At 61.8% G+C, this 14,999-nt stretch carries 17 protein-coding genes; 8 read left to right on the forward strand and 9 right to left on the reverse strand.

Annotated features, from left to right (window positions below):
* Positions 1-19: 19 nt before the first annotated feature.
* Positions 20-2,089 carry a cytochrome c1 gene (locus tag AB8A38_RS15295; RefSeq protein WP_439086533.1) on the reverse strand — a complete coding sequence of 690 codons (2,070 nt, stop codon included), beginning with the start codon at positions 2,087-2,089 and terminating at the stop codon, positions 20-22.
* Between the two features lie 59 nt (positions 2,090-2,148).
* On the reverse strand, positions 2,149-2,676 hold the full coding sequence (gene petA / locus AB8A38_RS15300; RefSeq protein ID WP_068733107.1) for a ubiquinol-cytochrome c reductase iron-sulfur subunit: 528 nt from the start codon (positions 2,674-2,676) through the stop codon (positions 2,149-2,151).
* Between the two features lie 645 nt (positions 2,677-3,321).
* Between petA and AB8A38_RS15305 the strand changes: the two genes are divergently transcribed.
* From AB8A38_RS15305 to AB8A38_RS15315, 3 genes are all read left to right on the forward strand, one after another.
* Entirely contained in the window at positions 3,322-5,520 is a 2,199-nt protein-coding gene (locus AB8A38_RS15305) for a TonB-dependent siderophore receptor (RefSeq protein WP_315840557.1), read from the forward strand.
* A 105-nt stretch (positions 5,521-5,625) separates the two neighbouring features.
* On the forward strand, positions 5,626-6,915 hold the full coding sequence (locus AB8A38_RS15310; RefSeq protein ID WP_315840556.1) for a PepSY-associated TM helix domain-containing protein: 1,290 nt from the start codon (positions 5,626-5,628) through the stop codon (positions 6,913-6,915).
* 86 nt (positions 6,916-7,001) lie between these two features.
* Positions 7,002-7,451, forward strand: a complete 450-nt coding sequence (locus tag AB8A38_RS15315; protein ID WP_315840555.1) for a tRNA (cytidine(34)-2'-O)-methyltransferase — start codon at positions 7,002-7,004, stop codon at positions 7,449-7,451.
* Here AB8A38_RS15315 and AB8A38_RS15320 read toward each other — a convergent pair whose 3' ends face one another.
* Positions 7,452-7,928 carry a hypothetical protein gene (locus tag AB8A38_RS15320; RefSeq protein ID WP_439086534.1) on the reverse strand — a complete coding sequence of 159 codons (477 nt, stop codon included), beginning with the start codon at positions 7,926-7,928 and terminating at the stop codon, positions 7,452-7,454.
* 258 nt (positions 7,929-8,186) lie between these two features.
* On the opposite strand from AB8A38_RS15320, the gene queE reads away from it, so the two are divergent.
* Positions 8,187-8,819, forward strand: coding sequence for a 7-carboxy-7-deazaguanine synthase (queE, locus tag AB8A38_RS15325; protein WP_439086535.1), 633 nt, complete (start codon positions 8,187-8,189; stop codon positions 8,817-8,819).
* Positions 8,820-8,850: 31 nt separating this feature from the next.
* Positions 8,851-9,216 (forward strand): 6-pyruvoyl trahydropterin synthase family protein, encoded by a 366-nt coding sequence (locus AB8A38_RS15330; protein ID WP_439086536.1) that lies wholly within the window; start codon positions 8,851-8,853, stop codon positions 9,214-9,216.
* Between the two features lie 80 nt (positions 9,217-9,296).
* Here AB8A38_RS15330 and AB8A38_RS15335 read toward each other — a convergent pair whose 3' ends face one another.
* Both AB8A38_RS15335 and AB8A38_RS15340 read right to left on the reverse strand, forming a co-directional pair.
* On the reverse strand, positions 9,297-9,746 hold the full coding sequence (locus AB8A38_RS15335) for a PaaI family thioesterase (protein WP_439086537.1): 450 nt from the start codon (positions 9,744-9,746) through the stop codon (positions 9,297-9,299).
* A 98-nt stretch (positions 9,747-9,844) separates the two neighbouring features.
* Positions 9,845-10,207, reverse strand: a complete 363-nt coding sequence (locus tag AB8A38_RS15340) for a MarR family winged helix-turn-helix transcriptional regulator (protein WP_439086538.1) — start codon at positions 10,205-10,207, stop codon at positions 9,845-9,847.
* A 157-nt stretch (positions 10,208-10,364) separates the two neighbouring features.
* On the opposite strand from AB8A38_RS15340, the gene AB8A38_RS15345 reads away from it, so the two are divergent.
* The 3 genes from AB8A38_RS15345 to AB8A38_RS15355 all read left to right on the forward strand — a co-directional run bounded on the left by AB8A38_RS15345 (position 10,365) and on the right by AB8A38_RS15355 (position 11,882).
* A complete protein-coding gene (locus AB8A38_RS15345) occupies positions 10,365-10,766 on the forward strand; it encodes a nuclear transport factor 2 family protein (RefSeq protein ID WP_439086539.1) in 402 nt (133 codons plus the stop codon).
* Positions 10,767-10,825: 59 nt separating this feature from the next.
* A complete protein-coding gene (locus AB8A38_RS15350; protein WP_439086540.1) occupies positions 10,826-11,548 on the forward strand; it encodes an aspartate/glutamate racemase family protein in 723 nt (240 codons plus the stop codon).
* Positions 11,549-11,630: 82 nt separating this feature from the next.
* Positions 11,631-11,882, forward strand: a complete 252-nt coding sequence (locus AB8A38_RS15355) for a YodC family protein (protein ID WP_315840549.1) — start codon at positions 11,631-11,633, stop codon at positions 11,880-11,882.
* Between the two features lie 47 nt (positions 11,883-11,929).
* Here the strand turns inward: AB8A38_RS15355 and AB8A38_RS15360 are convergent, their stop codons facing one another.
* Genes AB8A38_RS15360 through AB8A38_RS15375 form a run of 4 tightly spaced genes read right to left on the reverse strand, consistent with a single transcriptional unit; the run spans position 11,930 to position 14,983 of the window.
* Complete coding sequence (locus AB8A38_RS15360; RefSeq protein ID WP_439086541.1) at positions 11,930-12,793, reverse strand: serine hydrolase domain-containing protein; 864 nt, start codon at positions 12,791-12,793, stop codon at positions 11,930-11,932.
* Between the two features lie 14 nt (positions 12,794-12,807).
* Positions 12,808-14,061, reverse strand: coding sequence for a CCA tRNA nucleotidyltransferase (locus tag AB8A38_RS15365; RefSeq protein ID WP_439086542.1), 1,254 nt, complete (start codon positions 14,059-14,061; stop codon positions 12,808-12,810).
* A complete protein-coding gene (locus tag AB8A38_RS15370; RefSeq protein WP_068733079.1) occupies positions 14,058-14,321 on the reverse strand; it encodes a DUF6111 family protein in 264 nt (87 codons plus the stop codon). The genes AB8A38_RS15365 and AB8A38_RS15370 overlap by 4 nt, the downstream gene beginning before the upstream one ends.
* A complete protein-coding gene (locus tag AB8A38_RS15375) occupies positions 14,318-14,983 on the reverse strand; it encodes a CoA pyrophosphatase (protein ID WP_184513346.1) in 666 nt (221 codons plus the stop codon). The genes AB8A38_RS15370 and AB8A38_RS15375 overlap by 4 nt, the downstream gene beginning before the upstream one ends.
* Between the last annotated feature and the right edge of the window lie 16 nt (positions 14,984-14,999).

A 14,999-nucleotide genomic window follows, 5' to 3' on the forward strand; every position in this document is an offset into this window, starting at 1 on the left:
GAAAGAATGTTTGCGACGCTCAGTGAGCGTTCGCCCAGACCTTCTTCTTCGTGAAATACATCAGGAACGCGAAGATGATCAGGAACACCATCACCTGCAAGCCAATACGCTTGCGGGCCTCGAGATGCGGTTCTGCGGTCCACATCAGGAAGGTCGAAACGTCCTTGGCGTAATTCTCGACCTTCTGCGGGGTGCCGTCGTCATAGGTCACCTGATCGTCGGAGATCGGCTTCGGCATCTTGATGGCGTGGCCGGGGAAGTACTTGTTGTAATACGCGCCCGGCGGCAGCTGAAAATCCTTCGGAGCTGGATCGACGTAACCCTGCAGCAGCGCGTCGATGTAGTTCGGGCCCTTCTCCTGGAACTGGGTGAAGAAGTCGAACACGAATTGCGGGAAGCCGCGGTCGTAGTTGCGGGCCTTGGCCATCAGCGACAGGTCCGGCGGATAGGCGCCGCCATTGGCCGCGCGCGCCGCGTTCTCGTTCGGGAATGGCTTGGGGAATGGATCCGCGAGACGACCAGGACGTTCGAACATGTCGCCGGCGTCGTTCGGACCGTCCTGCACCTTGATCTCGGATGCCACTGCCAGCGCCTGAGCCGCAGAGAAGCCCGGGCCGCCCACGTCCGCGAGGTTGCGGAAGTGGATCAGGCTCATCGAGTGACAGGTCGAACAGACTTCCTTGTAGACCTTGTAGCCGCGCTGCAGGGCACCGCGGTCAAACTTGCCGAAAGGGCCGGCAAATGACCAGTTCAGAGACGGCGGCGTCGGGCCGCCATGCTCGTCAGCAGCCTTGGCGCTCTGCGTGCCGCCGGCCATCAGACCACCGGTGAAAACCAGCGCGACGATCGCGGAGGCGACCTTCTTGCCGTATTTGGCCAGCACATCGTCAGCGATCGAGTTCGGCACTGCGCGCGGCGTTTCGATACGGCTGAGGATCGGCAGCACGATCAGGAAGTAGGCGAAGTAGCAGAAGGTCAGGACACGGCCGGCAATGATGTAGATGCCTTCCGCGGGCTTGCCGCCGAGCCAGCCGAGCAGGACCGCCACCACGACAAACATCCAGAAGAACTGCTTGGCCAGCGGACGATACTTCGACGACTTGGTCTTGGCGGTATCGAGCCAAGGCAGGAAGGCCAGCACGATGATCGCCGAGAACATCGCGATGACGCCGCCGAGCTTGCTCGGGATCGAACGCAGGATGGCGTAGAACGGCAGGTAGTACCATTCCGGCACGATGTGTGCGGGCGTCACGCCCGGGTTGGCCATGATGTAGTTATCGGGATCGCCGAGATAGTTCGGGATGTAGAACACGAACCAGGCGTAGAAGATCATGAAGCAGACCATGCCGAAACCATCCTTGATGGTCGCGTAGGGCGTGAACGGCACGGTGTCCTTCTCGGTCTTCGGCTCGACGCCGGCCGGATTGTTCTGACCGGCGACATGCAGCGCCCAGACGTGCAGCACGACGACGCCGGCGATCACGAAGGGCAGAAGGTAATGCAGCGAGAAGAAGCGGTTCAGCGTCGGATTGCCGACCGAATAGCCACCCCACAGCAGGGTCACGATGCTCTCGCCCACATAGGGAATCGCGGAGAACAGGTTGGTGATGACGGTGGCGCCCCAGAAGCTCATCTGGCCCCACGGCAGCACGTAGCCCATGAAACCGGTCGCCATCATCAGAAGGTAGATGATCACACCGAGGATCCAGAGGATTTCGCGCGGTGCCTTGTACGACCCGTAATACAGGCCGCGCAGCATGTGGATGTAGACGGCGATGAAGAACATCGATGCGCCGTTGGAGTGCAGATAACGCAACAGCCAGCCGTAGTTCACATCGCGAACGATGCTCTCGACCGAGTTGAAGGCCATGTCCACATGCGGCGTATAGTGCATCGCCAGGATCACGCCGGTGACGATCTGCACGCCGAGCATGAAGGACAGGATGCCGCCGAACGTCCACCAGTAATTCAGGTTACGCGGTGTCGGATAGGCAATGAACGAGGAATGGACGAGGCCGATGATTGGCAGACGCTTTTCAATCCACTGCAAAGCGGGATTGGTCGGCTGGTAGGTCGATGGTCCGCTCATGATGCGATCCTGAGAAGAGAAAAACACTATCGGCGCGAGATCGGATGGGATCCGACAGCTCAGCCGATCTTGATCTTGGTGTCAGAGACGAAGGCGTAAGGCGGGATCGGCAGGTTGAGCGGCGCCGGACCCTGACGGATGCGGCCCGAAGTGTCGTAGACCGAGCCGTGGCAGGGGCAGAAAAAGCCGTCGTAAGCGCCTTCGTGAGCAATCGGGATGCAGCCCAGATGGGTGCAGATGCCGATGACGACCAACCACTGGTCGTGGCCTTCCTTGACGCGGGCCTGATCGGTCTGCGGATCGGGCAGGCTCGACACCGGAACGGCGCGCGCCTCTTCGACCTGCTTCTTGGTCCGGTTCATGATGTAGATCGGCTTGCCGCGCCAGAACACCTTAATGTCCTGCCCCTCGGCGATGGGGGCCAGATCGACCTCGATCGGCGCACCCGCCGCGATGGTCGAAGCATCTGGATTCATTTGAGAAATCAGCGGCCAGACGGCGGCTGCGGCGCCCACTGCAGCCACTGCCCCAGTGGCCACGAACAAGAAATCACGGCGCGTGTGTTCCGCCGAAGACGTTGTCGTCACGATCCCAACCCTTTCTTATCTGCAGCCGGCTTAGACACCCCCGGTCACGCCTTTGCGTTGACCTGAAGCAAAAAACCGACGCCCGCGATTCTCCCCACGGCGGCAGAGGCCTACTAGTCCTTGCCTAACAGGCAGAACACGCAGTCCAGAATCGTTCTATTGGCACCCTTGGTGCGGCAGTGCAAGCCTACGATCGGCGAAGCAAGATGCGATGCACCACAGAATCAACGCCTTTCCGCGCGGCGGATAATTCGGCATGTCGTGACTATCAGAAACGGCCATCAGGCCTTGGCTGACAAAGGATCGCGATTCGCAGTCGGTAGCGCTCCGCCGATTTTCCGGACACCTCTCGCGCGCCACGATTCGCGCGACGGCCAGGCAAAAACGGCAATAATTCATGATCGTGAATAATTCTGCGTCGTTTCAGCAACAAATCGCGCTCAAGTAGCGCGTTTGAAGACGTTCTAAATCCCTAATTCTGTTCTCATTCTTCGCCTGCGCTAAAGCGAAAGCATCCAAATTTTACCGGTAGAGCCGGCCTAACTGGGGCATCGCAGCGTCATGACAACACCACACCTCGTCGAATCGGCAACTCGGTTGCATGCGCTTCGGGCTCTATATCTTTGCGCCGTCGGCAGTCTCGCTTTGTCGATTCCGACCGGTACTGCCGACGCTCAGTCTGCCCTGCCGCCAGTGACGGTGGATGCGCCGCAGCAGCGTACGCGTCCAGCGGCGGCCCGGCCGGCCCAACGCGCATCGACCAGCCGCGCCGCCCGCGCCAATCGCACAGCCCGTGCGCCGCAGGCGGCACCGGTGGCACCAGCCAATCCCAACGCCGGTGAGCGCGCCGGCGGCCCGGTGATCGGCTTCGTCGCCAATCGCAGCGGCTCCGCTACCAAGACCGACACCCCGATCATGGAAACTCCGCAATCGATCTCGGTGATCACCTCCGACCAGATCAAGACCCAGGACGCACAGACCCTCACTCAGGCGCTGCGCTACACCGCGGGCGCTAATGGCGACGTCAATGGCGGTTCCGACACCCGCAATGGCGGTATTCAGATCCGCGGCTTCGACATGACGCAGCAGGGGCTGTATCTCGATGGCCTGCGGCTACCCAGCACGCCCTATATCCATTTCGACAGCCTCGATCCCTTCGGCGCGTCTCGTCTCGAAGTGCTGAAAGGGCCGTCCTCGGTGATGTATGGCGGCAGCGGGCCGGGCGGCATCCTCAACTATGTCAGCAAGCTGCCGACCGCCCGGCAGTTCGGTGAAATCTCGGTATCGGGCGGCAGCTTCGATCGCTATCAGGGCGAGTTCGATTTTGGCGGTCCCGCCAACAAGGACGGCACGGTGCTCTATCGCCTGACCGGCCTGGTCCGTGACGGCGGCACGCAGGTCGATGACGCCAGGGACAGCCGCGTCTTCATCGCGCCGGCCGTCACCTTCAAGCCGAACGAAGACACCACACTCACAGTGCTGGCGAATTATCAGAAGGAAAAGAACGGCTGGGGTCTGCAGTTCCTGCCGGCATCCGGCACGATCTATCCGAATGCAGGCCGTATCATTCCGGTGAACCGCAACACCGGCGAACCCGGCTTCAACAGATACGACAACGAGATCGCCAATGTCGGCTATCTCTTCTCACATAACATCAACGACAACCTGACCTTCCGGCAGAACCTGCGCTATTCGTGGATGCATAACGAATCCGACAGCATCAACGCCGGCGGTTATCTCGATGAAGCTGCCGGGCTGCTCTTCCGCTACGGCGGATCATCGGTCTCGACGATCAACTCCATCGCGGTCGACAACCAGCTGGAGGGTCACTTCACCACCGGCATCCTGAGCCACACCACGCTGTTCGGCATCGACTATCGAAACACAACATCGACCGACGTCAACACGAGCTACAGCGCCGATCCCCTCAACGTCTTCAACCCCGTCTACACCAACACCTGGACCAAGGGCGCGCTCTACGAAGACTATCGTGTGAAGCAATCGCAGGTGGGCATCTATGCGCAGGACCAGATCAAGCTCGGTCGTCTTTCGGTCCAGTTCGGTGGCCGGCAGGATTTTGCCAAGACGGCCTACGACAACCACATGGACGGTTCATCGACCTCCACCGACGCCTCGGCCTTCACCGGTCGTGCGGGCGTGATCTACAATTTCGACAGCGGCGTGGCGCCCTACTACAGCTACTCGGAATCTTTCCTGCCGGTGCTTAACATCGCCAATGGCAGCCTGCTGGCGCCGGAAACAGCGCATCAGCATGAGGTCGGCATCAAGTATCAGCCGGTCGGCGTCAATGCGATGATCACGCTCGCCGCCTTCGACCTGACCCGGCAAAATGTCGTTCGCTTCCTGCCTGTTGCGCCGTTCACGGCGATTCAAACGGGCGAGGTCAATTCCCGCGGCATCGAACTGGAAGCCACCGCCACCCTCGCCGCCGGCTTCAACGTCCGCGCCGCCTATTCCTACATCGACATCGAAGTCACCAAGGATCCGGTGAATGTTGGCAAGGCTCTGACCACCGTGCCGATGAATCGCTTGGGCATCTGGAGCGACTACACGATGCAAGGCGGCCTGTTCGAGGGCGTTCAGGTCGGCGGCGGCATTCGCTACATCGGCGATAGCTGGGCCGACGATGCCAACACAAGCAAGGTGCCGGGAGCCACCTTGGTCGACGCGCTGCTGGCTTATAACCAGAATAACTACCGGCTCGCGCTCAACGTCACCAATATTGCGGACACCCGCTATGTTTCATCCTGCTACAGCCCCGTCTATGGCTGCTTCTACGGTGACTCGCGCAAGGTCGTCGCCAAGCTGACCTATCGCTGGTGAGTTTAGAACTGCCCTAAAACGCGACAATACGCCACCGCCCGTCCCTCGACCGGCGGTGTGCATCCGCGGTAGTAAACGCGACGACAACAACACGGGCGGAACGCCATGAGATCGATCTTCGGGCGCCTGCATCGCTGGGCTGGACTCCTCACCGCAGCATTTCTGTTCTTCTCGGGCGTCACCGGCGCGGTTATCTCGTGGGATCACGAGCTTGACGATCTCCTCAACAGCAAGCTGAAGGACGTCACCACCGCGGGCCCCGCCAAACCGTCGATCGAACTCGCGGGCCTGATCGAGCAGCGCGATCCGCGCGCGCGTGTAATCCATATGTACATGACGCCGGAAAAGAATGAGTCGCTCTCGTTCTTTGTTCTGCCGCGGATCGATCCCACCACCAGCAAGCGTTACACGCTCGATTACAATCAGATATTCCTCGATCCCAACACCGGCGAAGAACTCGGCCGGCGCTATTGGGGCGCGGTGTGGCCGGTCACGCGCGAGAACTTCGTTTCGTTTCTCTACAAGCTGCACTACACGATGCACATCCCGGAATTCTGGGGCAGCGACCGCTGGGGCATGCGCATCCTCGGCGTCATCGCCATCATCTGGACCATCGATTGCTTCATCGGATTCTACCTGACGCTCCCCTCGCGCAAACGCGTCAAGGCGGGAGCCGCTCCCGCCGTCGCGCGCGAACTCGGCAAGGGGTTCTGGGCGCGCTGGAAGCCGGCCTGGATGATCAAGACCTCGGGCAGCGCCTACCGGATCAATTTCGACATCCACCGCGCCTTCAGCCTGTGGACCTGGGGCTTGCTGTTCATCATCGCCTTCACGGCATTCTCGCTAAACCTCTATTTCGAGGTGTTCTCGCCGCTGATGAAGAAGTTCTCGGACTACACGCCGACGCCTTACGAGCAGCGTGAGTATCGTCACCTCGATAGTCCGATCGAACCCAAGATGACCTGGGCCCAGATTCTCGAGCGCGCCACCGCCGACGGCAAGGCACGCGGCTGGGCCACACCGATCGGCTCGCTGTTCTACGGCCCGGCACACGGCGTGTATCAGGTGTTCTTCTTCGAGCCTGGCGACGATCACGGCGCCGCAGGCGTTGGCCCGCCGTCGCTGTTTTACGACAGCGAAGACGGCCGTCCGCTCGGCGCCAAGCTGCCCTGGGTCGGCACTGCCGCGGACATCTTCGTGCAGATGCAGTTCCCGATGCATTCGGGACGAATACTGGGTTTGCCCGGCCGCATCCTGATTTCTGCGATGGGTCTCGTGGTGGCGGTGCTCTCAGTGACCGGTGTCGTGATCTGGTGGCGCAAGCGTCGCGCCCGCGTGAAGGTACGCGAGACAACGGAAGCACGTTCGAATACGCGACTCGCGCCGGCGGAATAGAGCCGCCGGCCTTGTCCGACTGCATATCAGGCGCTATCGCCTGACTCGGGCTGCGTCGATCACGGCGTGGCCGGAGAACGTCCAACGTGCGTATCGCCCTTTACCAGCCCGACATCCCGCAGAACACCGGCACCATCCTGCGGCTTTGCGCCTGCCTCGACGTCGAGGCGCATATCATCGAGCCGGCGGGCTTTCCGACATCCGACCGGCATTTCCGCCGCGCCGGCATGGATTATCTCGATCAGGTGTCGATCGTCCGGCACGATTCATGGCGACATTTCGAGGACTGGCGCCGCGAGGCCGGTCATCGCCTCGCCCTGTTCACGACCAAGGGCGCTGAGCCCTATCTCGATCATCGCTATTCTGACGATGAGATTCTGCTGTTCGGCCGCGAGAGCGCCGGTGTGCCGGAGGATGTCGCGGCTGCTGCAGACAGCCGCGTTGTTATTCCCATGCGTGAGAGCCTGCGGTCGATCAATCTGGCGATGACGGTGGCCATGGCATTGGGAGAGGCCCTGCGGCAGACGCGCGGCTGACTACCGCCCGCTCGGCACACGCGTAGCGATGTAGTCCTTGCCCTTGGCCGTAAACGTCTCGCGAATTATGAAGCCGTCCGCCGGCGACATCGGGCCGATCGGCACCGGCCCCGTGGGCATGATCAGCGTGGCATTGCCGCCGACGAAGATCAGCAGGTGGCGACGCTCTGCAAGCAGCTTCTCCGACCAGGCGATCAGGCCGGAATGGATCGGCTCCTTCTGCCACGCGAATGGCGTGCCGGGATCGACCTGCCCATAGATGAACCCGGTGGTCGGATAGACCGAGAACACGATCTTGGAATTCTCCGGTTTCCAGGACTCCGGCATCTCGTCGTCCTGGATCCAGACGCAATCGAAGGCGCGGCATTGCTGTGGCCGGGTGTCATAGATCTTGCAGCCCTGCGCGATCGCGCAGTGCTTGCACCACTTGCCTGCCGGCTTGGCGAGGTCGTCGATGCGATAGACCTTGCAGCACATGGTGCAGGTCCCGCACGTACGTGTGGCGGCGACAGAACTGCCGGATGTAACGAGCGACGGCTGCATGGTATCCAGGTGCGACAATTTGACGTGATGTCATCGACCTTTGGCGGCCCGCGCCGGACATCGCAATTGACATGTCGGTGATCGGCCGGGACATCCACCGGCCAGCCGTGCTAAGAGCCGCGGCTTACCCCATATGGAACCGAGATGTGGCCCGAGCCGGATCGGGCATGCCGGTTTTAGAGAGCTGAGACAGTGAGTTACGCGGTCAAAGAGATTTTCCTGACACTGCAGGGCGAAGGCGCCCATGCCGGCCGCGCGTCTGTCTTCTGCCGGTTCTCGGGCTGCAATCTGTGGACTGGCCGGGAACAGGACCGCGCCGAGGCCACCTGCCAGTTCTGTGACACCGACTTCGTCGGCATGGACGGCACACTTGGCGGCCGCTACCCGGACGCCGAGAAGCTCGCCGACACCATCACCGCGCAATGGGTGGGCCCCTCCGACAATCGCTATGTCGTGCTGACCGGCGGCGAGCCACTGCTACAGGTGGATGCCGAGCTGATCGACGCGCTGCATGCGCGCGGTTTCGAGATCGGCGTCGAGACCAATGGCACCGTCGCGCCGCCCGCAGGCATCGACTGGATCTGCGTCAGCCCGAAGGCCGGCGCGGAACTGGTGGTGCACAGCGGACACGAATTGAAGCTGGTCTATCCGCAACCACAGGCGATGCCGGAGAAATTCGAAGGCCTCACCTTCGAGCGTTTCTCATTGCAGCCGATGGACGGGCCGGACGCCATCAGCAATACCGCTGACGCGGTGGACTACTGCCTGCGCCACCCGCAATGGCGGCTGAGCGTACAGACACACAAGACACTTGGGATCCGCTAAGGATCCGGACTTCTAAGGACGACGACTTCCGATGTGGGAATTGACCAAATCGTTTCGCTTCGAGGCGGCGCATGCGCTGTCTCACACCACGCTGGGCGAAGTGAGCCAGGAAATCCATGGCCACTCCTTCCGCGCCGAAGTCACCATCCGCGGCGTGCCGGATCCCGTGACCGGCATGGTGATGGATCTCGGCTTGCTCGACCGCAGCCTCGATGAGCTGCGCAAGACCCTCGACCACAAGTTTCTCAACAAGATCGAGGCGATCGGCATTCCGACGCTGGAGAATCTCTCGCGCTTCATCTGGGATCGCGTCGCCGACAAGGCTCCGATCGTCCGTGTCGGCGTGTTTCGCGACAGCTGCAATGAGAGCTGCGTGTATTTCGGGCCGAAGGGCTAGAGTCTCTATTGGAGCCTGATCTCTCGACAAACGAATTCGTTTGTCGGCGAAAACCGGTCTCCAGCTTTCGGGATGATGCTCTAGTCTTTCCCTGTGATCATGCAGGTCGCGGTGGCATGGGCACACAGCCTGCCATCCTTGTCGATCAGTGTACCCTCCGTCGCAGCCATCCTGCGTCCCATGTGAATAATACGGCCTTCGGCGCGGATCGGCCCTGATGCAGCCGTCATGGCGCGAATGTAGGTGACCTTGAGATCGAGCGTCGCGTAACCGGTCCCTGCTGGCAGCGAGGTCTGCACCGCCAGCGCGATGGCGCCATCCAGCATGGTCGCCGCGTAACCGCCATGCACCGTTCCGAGCGGATTGTAGTGATCCTCGTTCGGCGAGCCGACCAGCACAACCTTGCCCTGCTCTGCGGACTCGCCCTTGATGCCGAGTGTACGGCCGATGCCGCGCGCAAATCCGCCTGCGGCGAAGGCCTGCTGCACAATCTTCAGGCCGCTGCTCGCGTCACCAATCTCAGTTGTCATGTTTGCCTCCGCCGTCCCGTGAACATCGTTGTTATGGGACCGGGATGGCAGAGCTTGCCTTTCAAGTCAACATTATTGACCTTAAGACTTGAACTTGGCTAGTCGCGCGCCGCCTCCGCCATCACCGCCGACCATGCGGCCTGACTGCCTGCCCCCGCCTTCTTGAAGGCGCGCGCCATGATCTTACGTTCATGGCCCGATGCGATGCGCTCGACTGTGCGGCCGGCGGGCGTCAATTCGAGAATTTTGAAACGATGCCGCGCCGGATCGCGCTTGACGGCCACATAGCCCTCATCGAGCAATTGCTTCATGGGGCGATGCAGCGCCTGTTTCGAAATCTGCAGGATCGCCAGCAGATCCGACATCGTAATGCCATCGCCGCGCAGCACAGCATAGAGAATGCGATGATGAACCCGCGACAGCCCGACCGTCGCCAGATATTCGTCGGCCGCGCGCGTCATCCCGCGCCATCCGAAATACATCAGCGCCAGTGCGTCATCGAGCGGATCGAGCCTCTTAAGGTCAATATTATTGACTTGAGAAGCGGCGATGCTAGGTTTTCTGGGAGATGGGCTCATCGAAGGCTCACGACAGGGAGACGAGACGCATGTTGACGCGATGGCATTCGCGCAGCAATGGGCTGCAAACTGGAATCGGCTTGCGATCGATACGATCGTTGATCATTTTGCTCCCGAAGGTGAGATGCGCAGCCCGCTGGCAACCAAACTGGCGGGATCATCCACCATAAAGGGACGCGACGCCATTCGCACCTACTGGCACGCGGCCTATGGCGGGCTGACCGAGCCGCGCCTCACGCTGGCGAGCATCGCCTGGGACGATGAGTTACAGCGCCTGACGGTCTGGTGGAGCGCGCCGCTGCCCAGTGGACCGACCAGGGCGTGCGAGATGATGGATTTCGATGCCGATCACCAGATCATCGCAGCGAAGCCTATTCCGGCGCCGGCAGCTAGGACCGCCGCGGGCGGCACGGCACGTGCGCTCCCGCATGCGTTTCGATGATCGCCGTGCATTTCCCGCACTGGTGCCTATAGTGGACGGACTCATCGAGAGCCCATCCCGTGCGCATCCTGCTGATCAATCCCAACACCACCGAGAGCGTCACCACGCTGGTGAAACGGCATGTCGAAGCCGTCGCCGGCGGTGCCGCGACCTTTGTGCCGGTAACCGGCCGGTTCGGCGCCCGCTATATCTCGACGCGCGCCTCGGCTGCCATCGCAGGCCATGCGGCGCTCGACGCCTATGCTTCTCATGGCGCCGGCTGCGATGCAGTCTATCTCGCCTGTTTCGGCGACCCAGGCTTGCTGGCGTTGCGCGAGATCGCTGATGTCCCGGTCGTCGGCATGGCGGAGGCATCCTGCATCGAGGCCTCCAGACGTGGGCGTTTCGCCATCGTCACGGGCGGCGCGCTCTGGGGGCCGATGCTCCGGGAATTCGTCGGGAGCATCGGCTTGGCCGACAAGCTCGCCCAGGTACGCACCATCGCACCGACCGGCAGCGATATCGCGCGAAATCCCGATGCCGCACTGGCCGCACTCGCCAGCGCCTGCACCGCCTGTGCCACGGACGACGGGGCCGAGGTCGTGATCCTTGGCGGCGCTGCGCTCGCCGGCCTTGCGTCTCGCATCCAAGCTGACGTGCCGGTACCCGTCCTGTGCTCCGTTGAGACCGGCACGCACGCGGTGATCGCCGCGGCAGCGAAAGGTCTCGACAGCAGCCCACCGCCTGCGCTGGAGAGTGTCGGCCTCGGCGTGGAACTCGCAAAACTGCTTCAACAAAAATAGCTGACAGAAACATCCCCGTGTTCGGCCTGTCATGACGCGCAGCTAGACTCAGCGCGTGTCACACACATTTCGGGAGCCGACCATGGAATTGAAATCAGGCGATGTCGTTATGCTGAAGTCGGGCGGTTGCCCTCTGACCGTGGCCGACGTTGACGGCAACGATATTGAATGCATCTGGCTGGGCGAAGAAGGCGATTTGTTCCGCGAGACCCTTCCGCGTGCTGTGCTCGAACTCGCGCTCGTCATCCCGCATGACGACGAAGACGAGAGTGAAGAAGACGAAACTGAAGAACACGACGAAGACGAAGAAGAGCACAAGAGCAAGGTAGCCTGATCAGGTCATCCGCCGCCGGGCGCAAATGTCCGGCGGCAGCTTGTCGGTCAGCCTTGCAGAACAAGCTCGAACGCATTTGCCTCGATATGACCCGCACCGCCGCCGGTCGCGAAGACCGCGACGGTCGCTTGCCTATGTTCGGGACAATGATAGACGGCAATGCCGCTGCCCGGACCGCCGCCGGTGTGCCCGGCAACGCATAAATTACTGGCTGTCGTTCCAGCCATGACGCCAAGGCCGTAAGCCGCGTGTTGCCATGGACGTCCTGCACCGGGATCACCTACTGCGATCCCGTGGCGCATCTCGTCGCGTAGCCCCGCAGGCAACAAATCCGTCGTCATCAAGCGATGCAGCAGTGTTGCAGCATCGCGCAATGTTCCGACCGCCAGCCCGTGATAGACCCAGCGCGGATCGTAAGACTGAACATCTCCCATCCGGACATCGGCGAGATCGCTGCGCTGATTGGCGATGCGCGGCCCGACCACGCCAAGCGGTTCGAACAATCGGCGTCGCATCACTACATCGAGCGTCAACCCGCTCATTTGTTCAAGATGCTGCCGGACCAGCAGATAGCCGACATTCGAATAAGCGAAACTTCCCGGTTCAATTCCGGCATGCAGGGCGGCGACCGATTGCAGCAGCCGGTCTACCGACCACGCATCTTCACCGGCAGCAACCGCGGCATGATAGGCGGTAGCAGAACCGTAGTCGGCCAGACCGGCGCGATGCTGCAACAACTGGCGGAGCGTAAAGGACTCGCCCGGCAACGCATCATCCAGAGCCAACTGTCCATCACGCACCATGGTCAGTGCCGTGGCGGCAATCAGCGTCTTGGTGAAACTCCACCACGGCACAACGATGTCGGCATCATCGCTGATATCGGCAGAACCGGGGCGGATGACATGCTTCATGGTGCCGTCGAGACTTAGAGCTGATGGTCGTGCTTGAATCGCGCAATCGTCTGGTCGGCGATAACGGTCAACACATCGACCTCCATCGGAAAGTCCAGCGCCAGCCAGGCATCTTCCGCCAGCGCCAGCACATGGCCGAGCGCCGGGCCCTTGGCGATGCCGCGCGCCATGAAGTCGGCGGCCCTGAGCGGAAACACCGGCGGGGTCCATCGCTCGGGCAAGGTCACGAGTGCTTTCCAGGCCTCGCTGTCAGCATCACCGCCGGCGCGGGCCCAGGCCAGCATCATGCGGTTGCGATAACGGACTTCGCCGAGTCGATAGAGTCGCCGCCGGGCGTGAGATTCGTCCATGCCCTTCAGCCGCCACCAGCGATGGCCCATGGAATCCAAGGCCTTGGTTTCGTCATTAGACAACCGCAGCTTTTGCGCAAGCCGCCGCGCATCCTCGGTGACGGCCACGCCAAGCGCGCCAAGCCGCAGAACCGCATCGGGTTTTTGCCCAAGCACCTGCTCGATGGCGATCATCGCCGCGAGTGGTCCCTTGTAGGTAACGCCGCCCGCGATCCGCAGCATCAGGCCGGCATCGACCATCGCATCCACGGCCGCGAAGGCGCCATCGGCCACCAGCAGCTTCAGCAACTCCATCCTGATACGTTCGGCCGATATTCCCGCCAGTCCATCGCGGCCACGAATGCTGGCGAGATAGCCCTCGCGATCCGGCGTCCCGGCGCCATAGGCGGCATGAATGCGGAAGAACCTGAGAATGCGCAGATAGTCTTCGCCGATGCGCCGGTCGGGATCGCCGATGAAGCGCACCCGCCGGGCATCAAGATCGGACAGGCCGCCGACATGATCATGCACCACGCCGTCGATGGATGCCGAAAGGCCGTTCATCGTGAAATCACGTCGTTCGGCATCGCACTTCCAGTCGCGCCCGAACGCCACCTTGGCCTTGCGGCCAAAGGTCTCGACGTCTTCGCGCAATGTCGTGATCTCGAACGGTGCGCCCTCGACCACCAGCGTCACCGTGCCGTGCTCAATGCCCGTCGGCACGCTCTTGATATGGGCCGCCCTGGCGCGGCGGATCACTTCGTGGGGCACGGCCGTCGTGGCGATATCGATTTCGCCCACTGGCAATTTCATCAAAGCGTTGCGCACAGCGCCGCCGACCGCGCGGGCTTCCTCGCCATTGCCATTGAGCAGCGCCAGCACCTGCCCGGACGGTCCTGACGTGAGCCACGGCGCGTCGTGCAGTTTGCGCACGCTCATTTTTCGACCCCGGGAACGAGCCTGCCGTTTTCGATATGCGCCGGGACATAGGTCGATCCCGGCGGCGCGCCGGAGAATTGAGCCAGCAGCACGAGGCTCACTATCACCAGCACGGCGGCGGCGATGGCGAGCCTGATCATCACCGGCATCGGCCACGATGATTTCAGCGCTACTCCATTCTTGGTCGCGATCAGGAAAATAGCGTAGAGCGCAAACGGGATGAGGAAAATGCCGACTTCGGTCAGAACCGGACGGATCATGTGAGCACGATCCGTTCATACAGTACGCGCAGGATGCCTGCGGTGGCGCCCCAGATATAACGTTCGGCGAACGGCATCGCGTAATAGGACCGCTCCATGCCGCGGAATTCCTTGCTGTGCAGCTGATGATTGGCGGGGTCCATCAGAAACGCCAGTGGCACCTCGAATGCGCTTTCGACTTCGTTCTCGTTGATCGTGAGACTAAAGCCTGGCTTCACCCGCGCCAGTGTCGGCAGGATGCGAAAGCCGAAGCCGGTTGCATAGAGATCGAGATAGCCGATCGGCTCGACGAAGGAGCGATCGAGACCGATTTCCTCCTCGGCCTCTCGCAACGCGGCATCCAGCGGCGAGGCATCGGTCGGATCGATCTTGCCGCCGGGAAACGAGATCTGTCCGGCATGATCGTTGAGATGCGCGGATCGCTGGGTGAGCAACACGGTTGGCTGTTCGTGTTCGACGATGCCGATCAGGACCGCGGCCGGACGGATCGGCCGCTCCTGCGCCACGATCTGGATCATGCGGTCGTTGCCGGCATCGCCGGTGACGGGAATGATGCTGGCGTCGGTGAGCCCCTCGGGCACATCGAAATTCAGGCGTGCCTTCGCCCGCTTGAAAAACTCAACTGAACCGATATCCGCGGCATCCGCGTCGGTCTTCAGCATCGGCTCATTCGCCCGG

The organism is Tardiphaga sp. 839_C3_N1_4 (assembly GCF_051811045.1).
In the GTDB taxonomy this organism is placed as follows: Bacteria; Pseudomonadota; Alphaproteobacteria; order Rhizobiales; family Xanthobacteraceae; genus Tardiphaga.

What these genes read in the sequence shown, in the direction of transcription:
- AB8A38_RS15295 (WP_439086533.1), bottom strand. Translation starts at nt 2,089, where the DNA reads ATGAGCGGACCATCGACCTACCAGCCGACCAATCCCGCTTTGCAGTGG.
- AB8A38_RS15310 (WP_315840556.1), top strand. Translation starts at nt 5,626, where the DNA reads ATGAGATCGATCTTCGGGCGCCTGCATCGCTGGGCTGGACTCCTCACC.
- AB8A38_RS15320 (WP_439086534.1), bottom strand. Translation starts at nt 7,928, where the DNA reads ATGTGCTGCAAGGTCTATCGCATCGACGACCTCGCCAAGCCGGCAGGC.
- AB8A38_RS15330 (WP_439086536.1), top strand. Translation starts at nt 8,851, where the DNA reads ATGTGGGAATTGACCAAATCGTTTCGCTTCGAGGCGGCGCATGCGCTG.
- AB8A38_RS15335 (WP_439086537.1), bottom strand. Translation starts at nt 9,746, where the DNA reads ATGACAACTGAGATTGGTGACGCGAGCAGCGGCCTGAAGATTGTGCAG.
- AB8A38_RS15340 (WP_439086538.1), bottom strand. Translation starts at nt 10,207, where the DNA reads ATGACGCGCGCGGCCGACGAATATCTGGCGACGGTCGGGCTGTCGCGG.
- AB8A38_RS15345 (WP_439086539.1), top strand. Translation starts at nt 10,365, where the DNA reads ATGGCATTCGCGCAGCAATGGGCTGCAAACTGGAATCGGCTTGCGATC.
- AB8A38_RS15355 (WP_315840549.1), top strand. Translation starts at nt 11,631, where the DNA reads ATGGAATTGAAATCAGGCGATGTCGTTATGCTGAAGTCGGGCGGTTGC.
- AB8A38_RS15360 (WP_439086541.1), bottom strand. Translation starts at nt 12,793, where the DNA reads ATGAAGCATGTCATCCGCCCCGGTTCTGCCGATATCAGCGATGATGCC.
- AB8A38_RS15365 (WP_439086542.1), bottom strand. Translation starts at nt 14,061, where the DNA reads ATGAGCGTGCGCAAACTGCACGACGCGCCGTGGCTCACGTCAGGACCG.
- AB8A38_RS15370 (WP_068733079.1), bottom strand. Translation starts at nt 14,321, where the DNA reads ATGATCCGTCCGGTTCTGACCGAAGTCGGCATTTTCCTCATCCCGTTT.
- AB8A38_RS15375 (WP_184513346.1), bottom strand. Translation starts at nt 14,983, where the DNA reads ATGCTGAAGACCGACGCGGATGCCGCGGATATCGGTTCAGTTGAGTTT.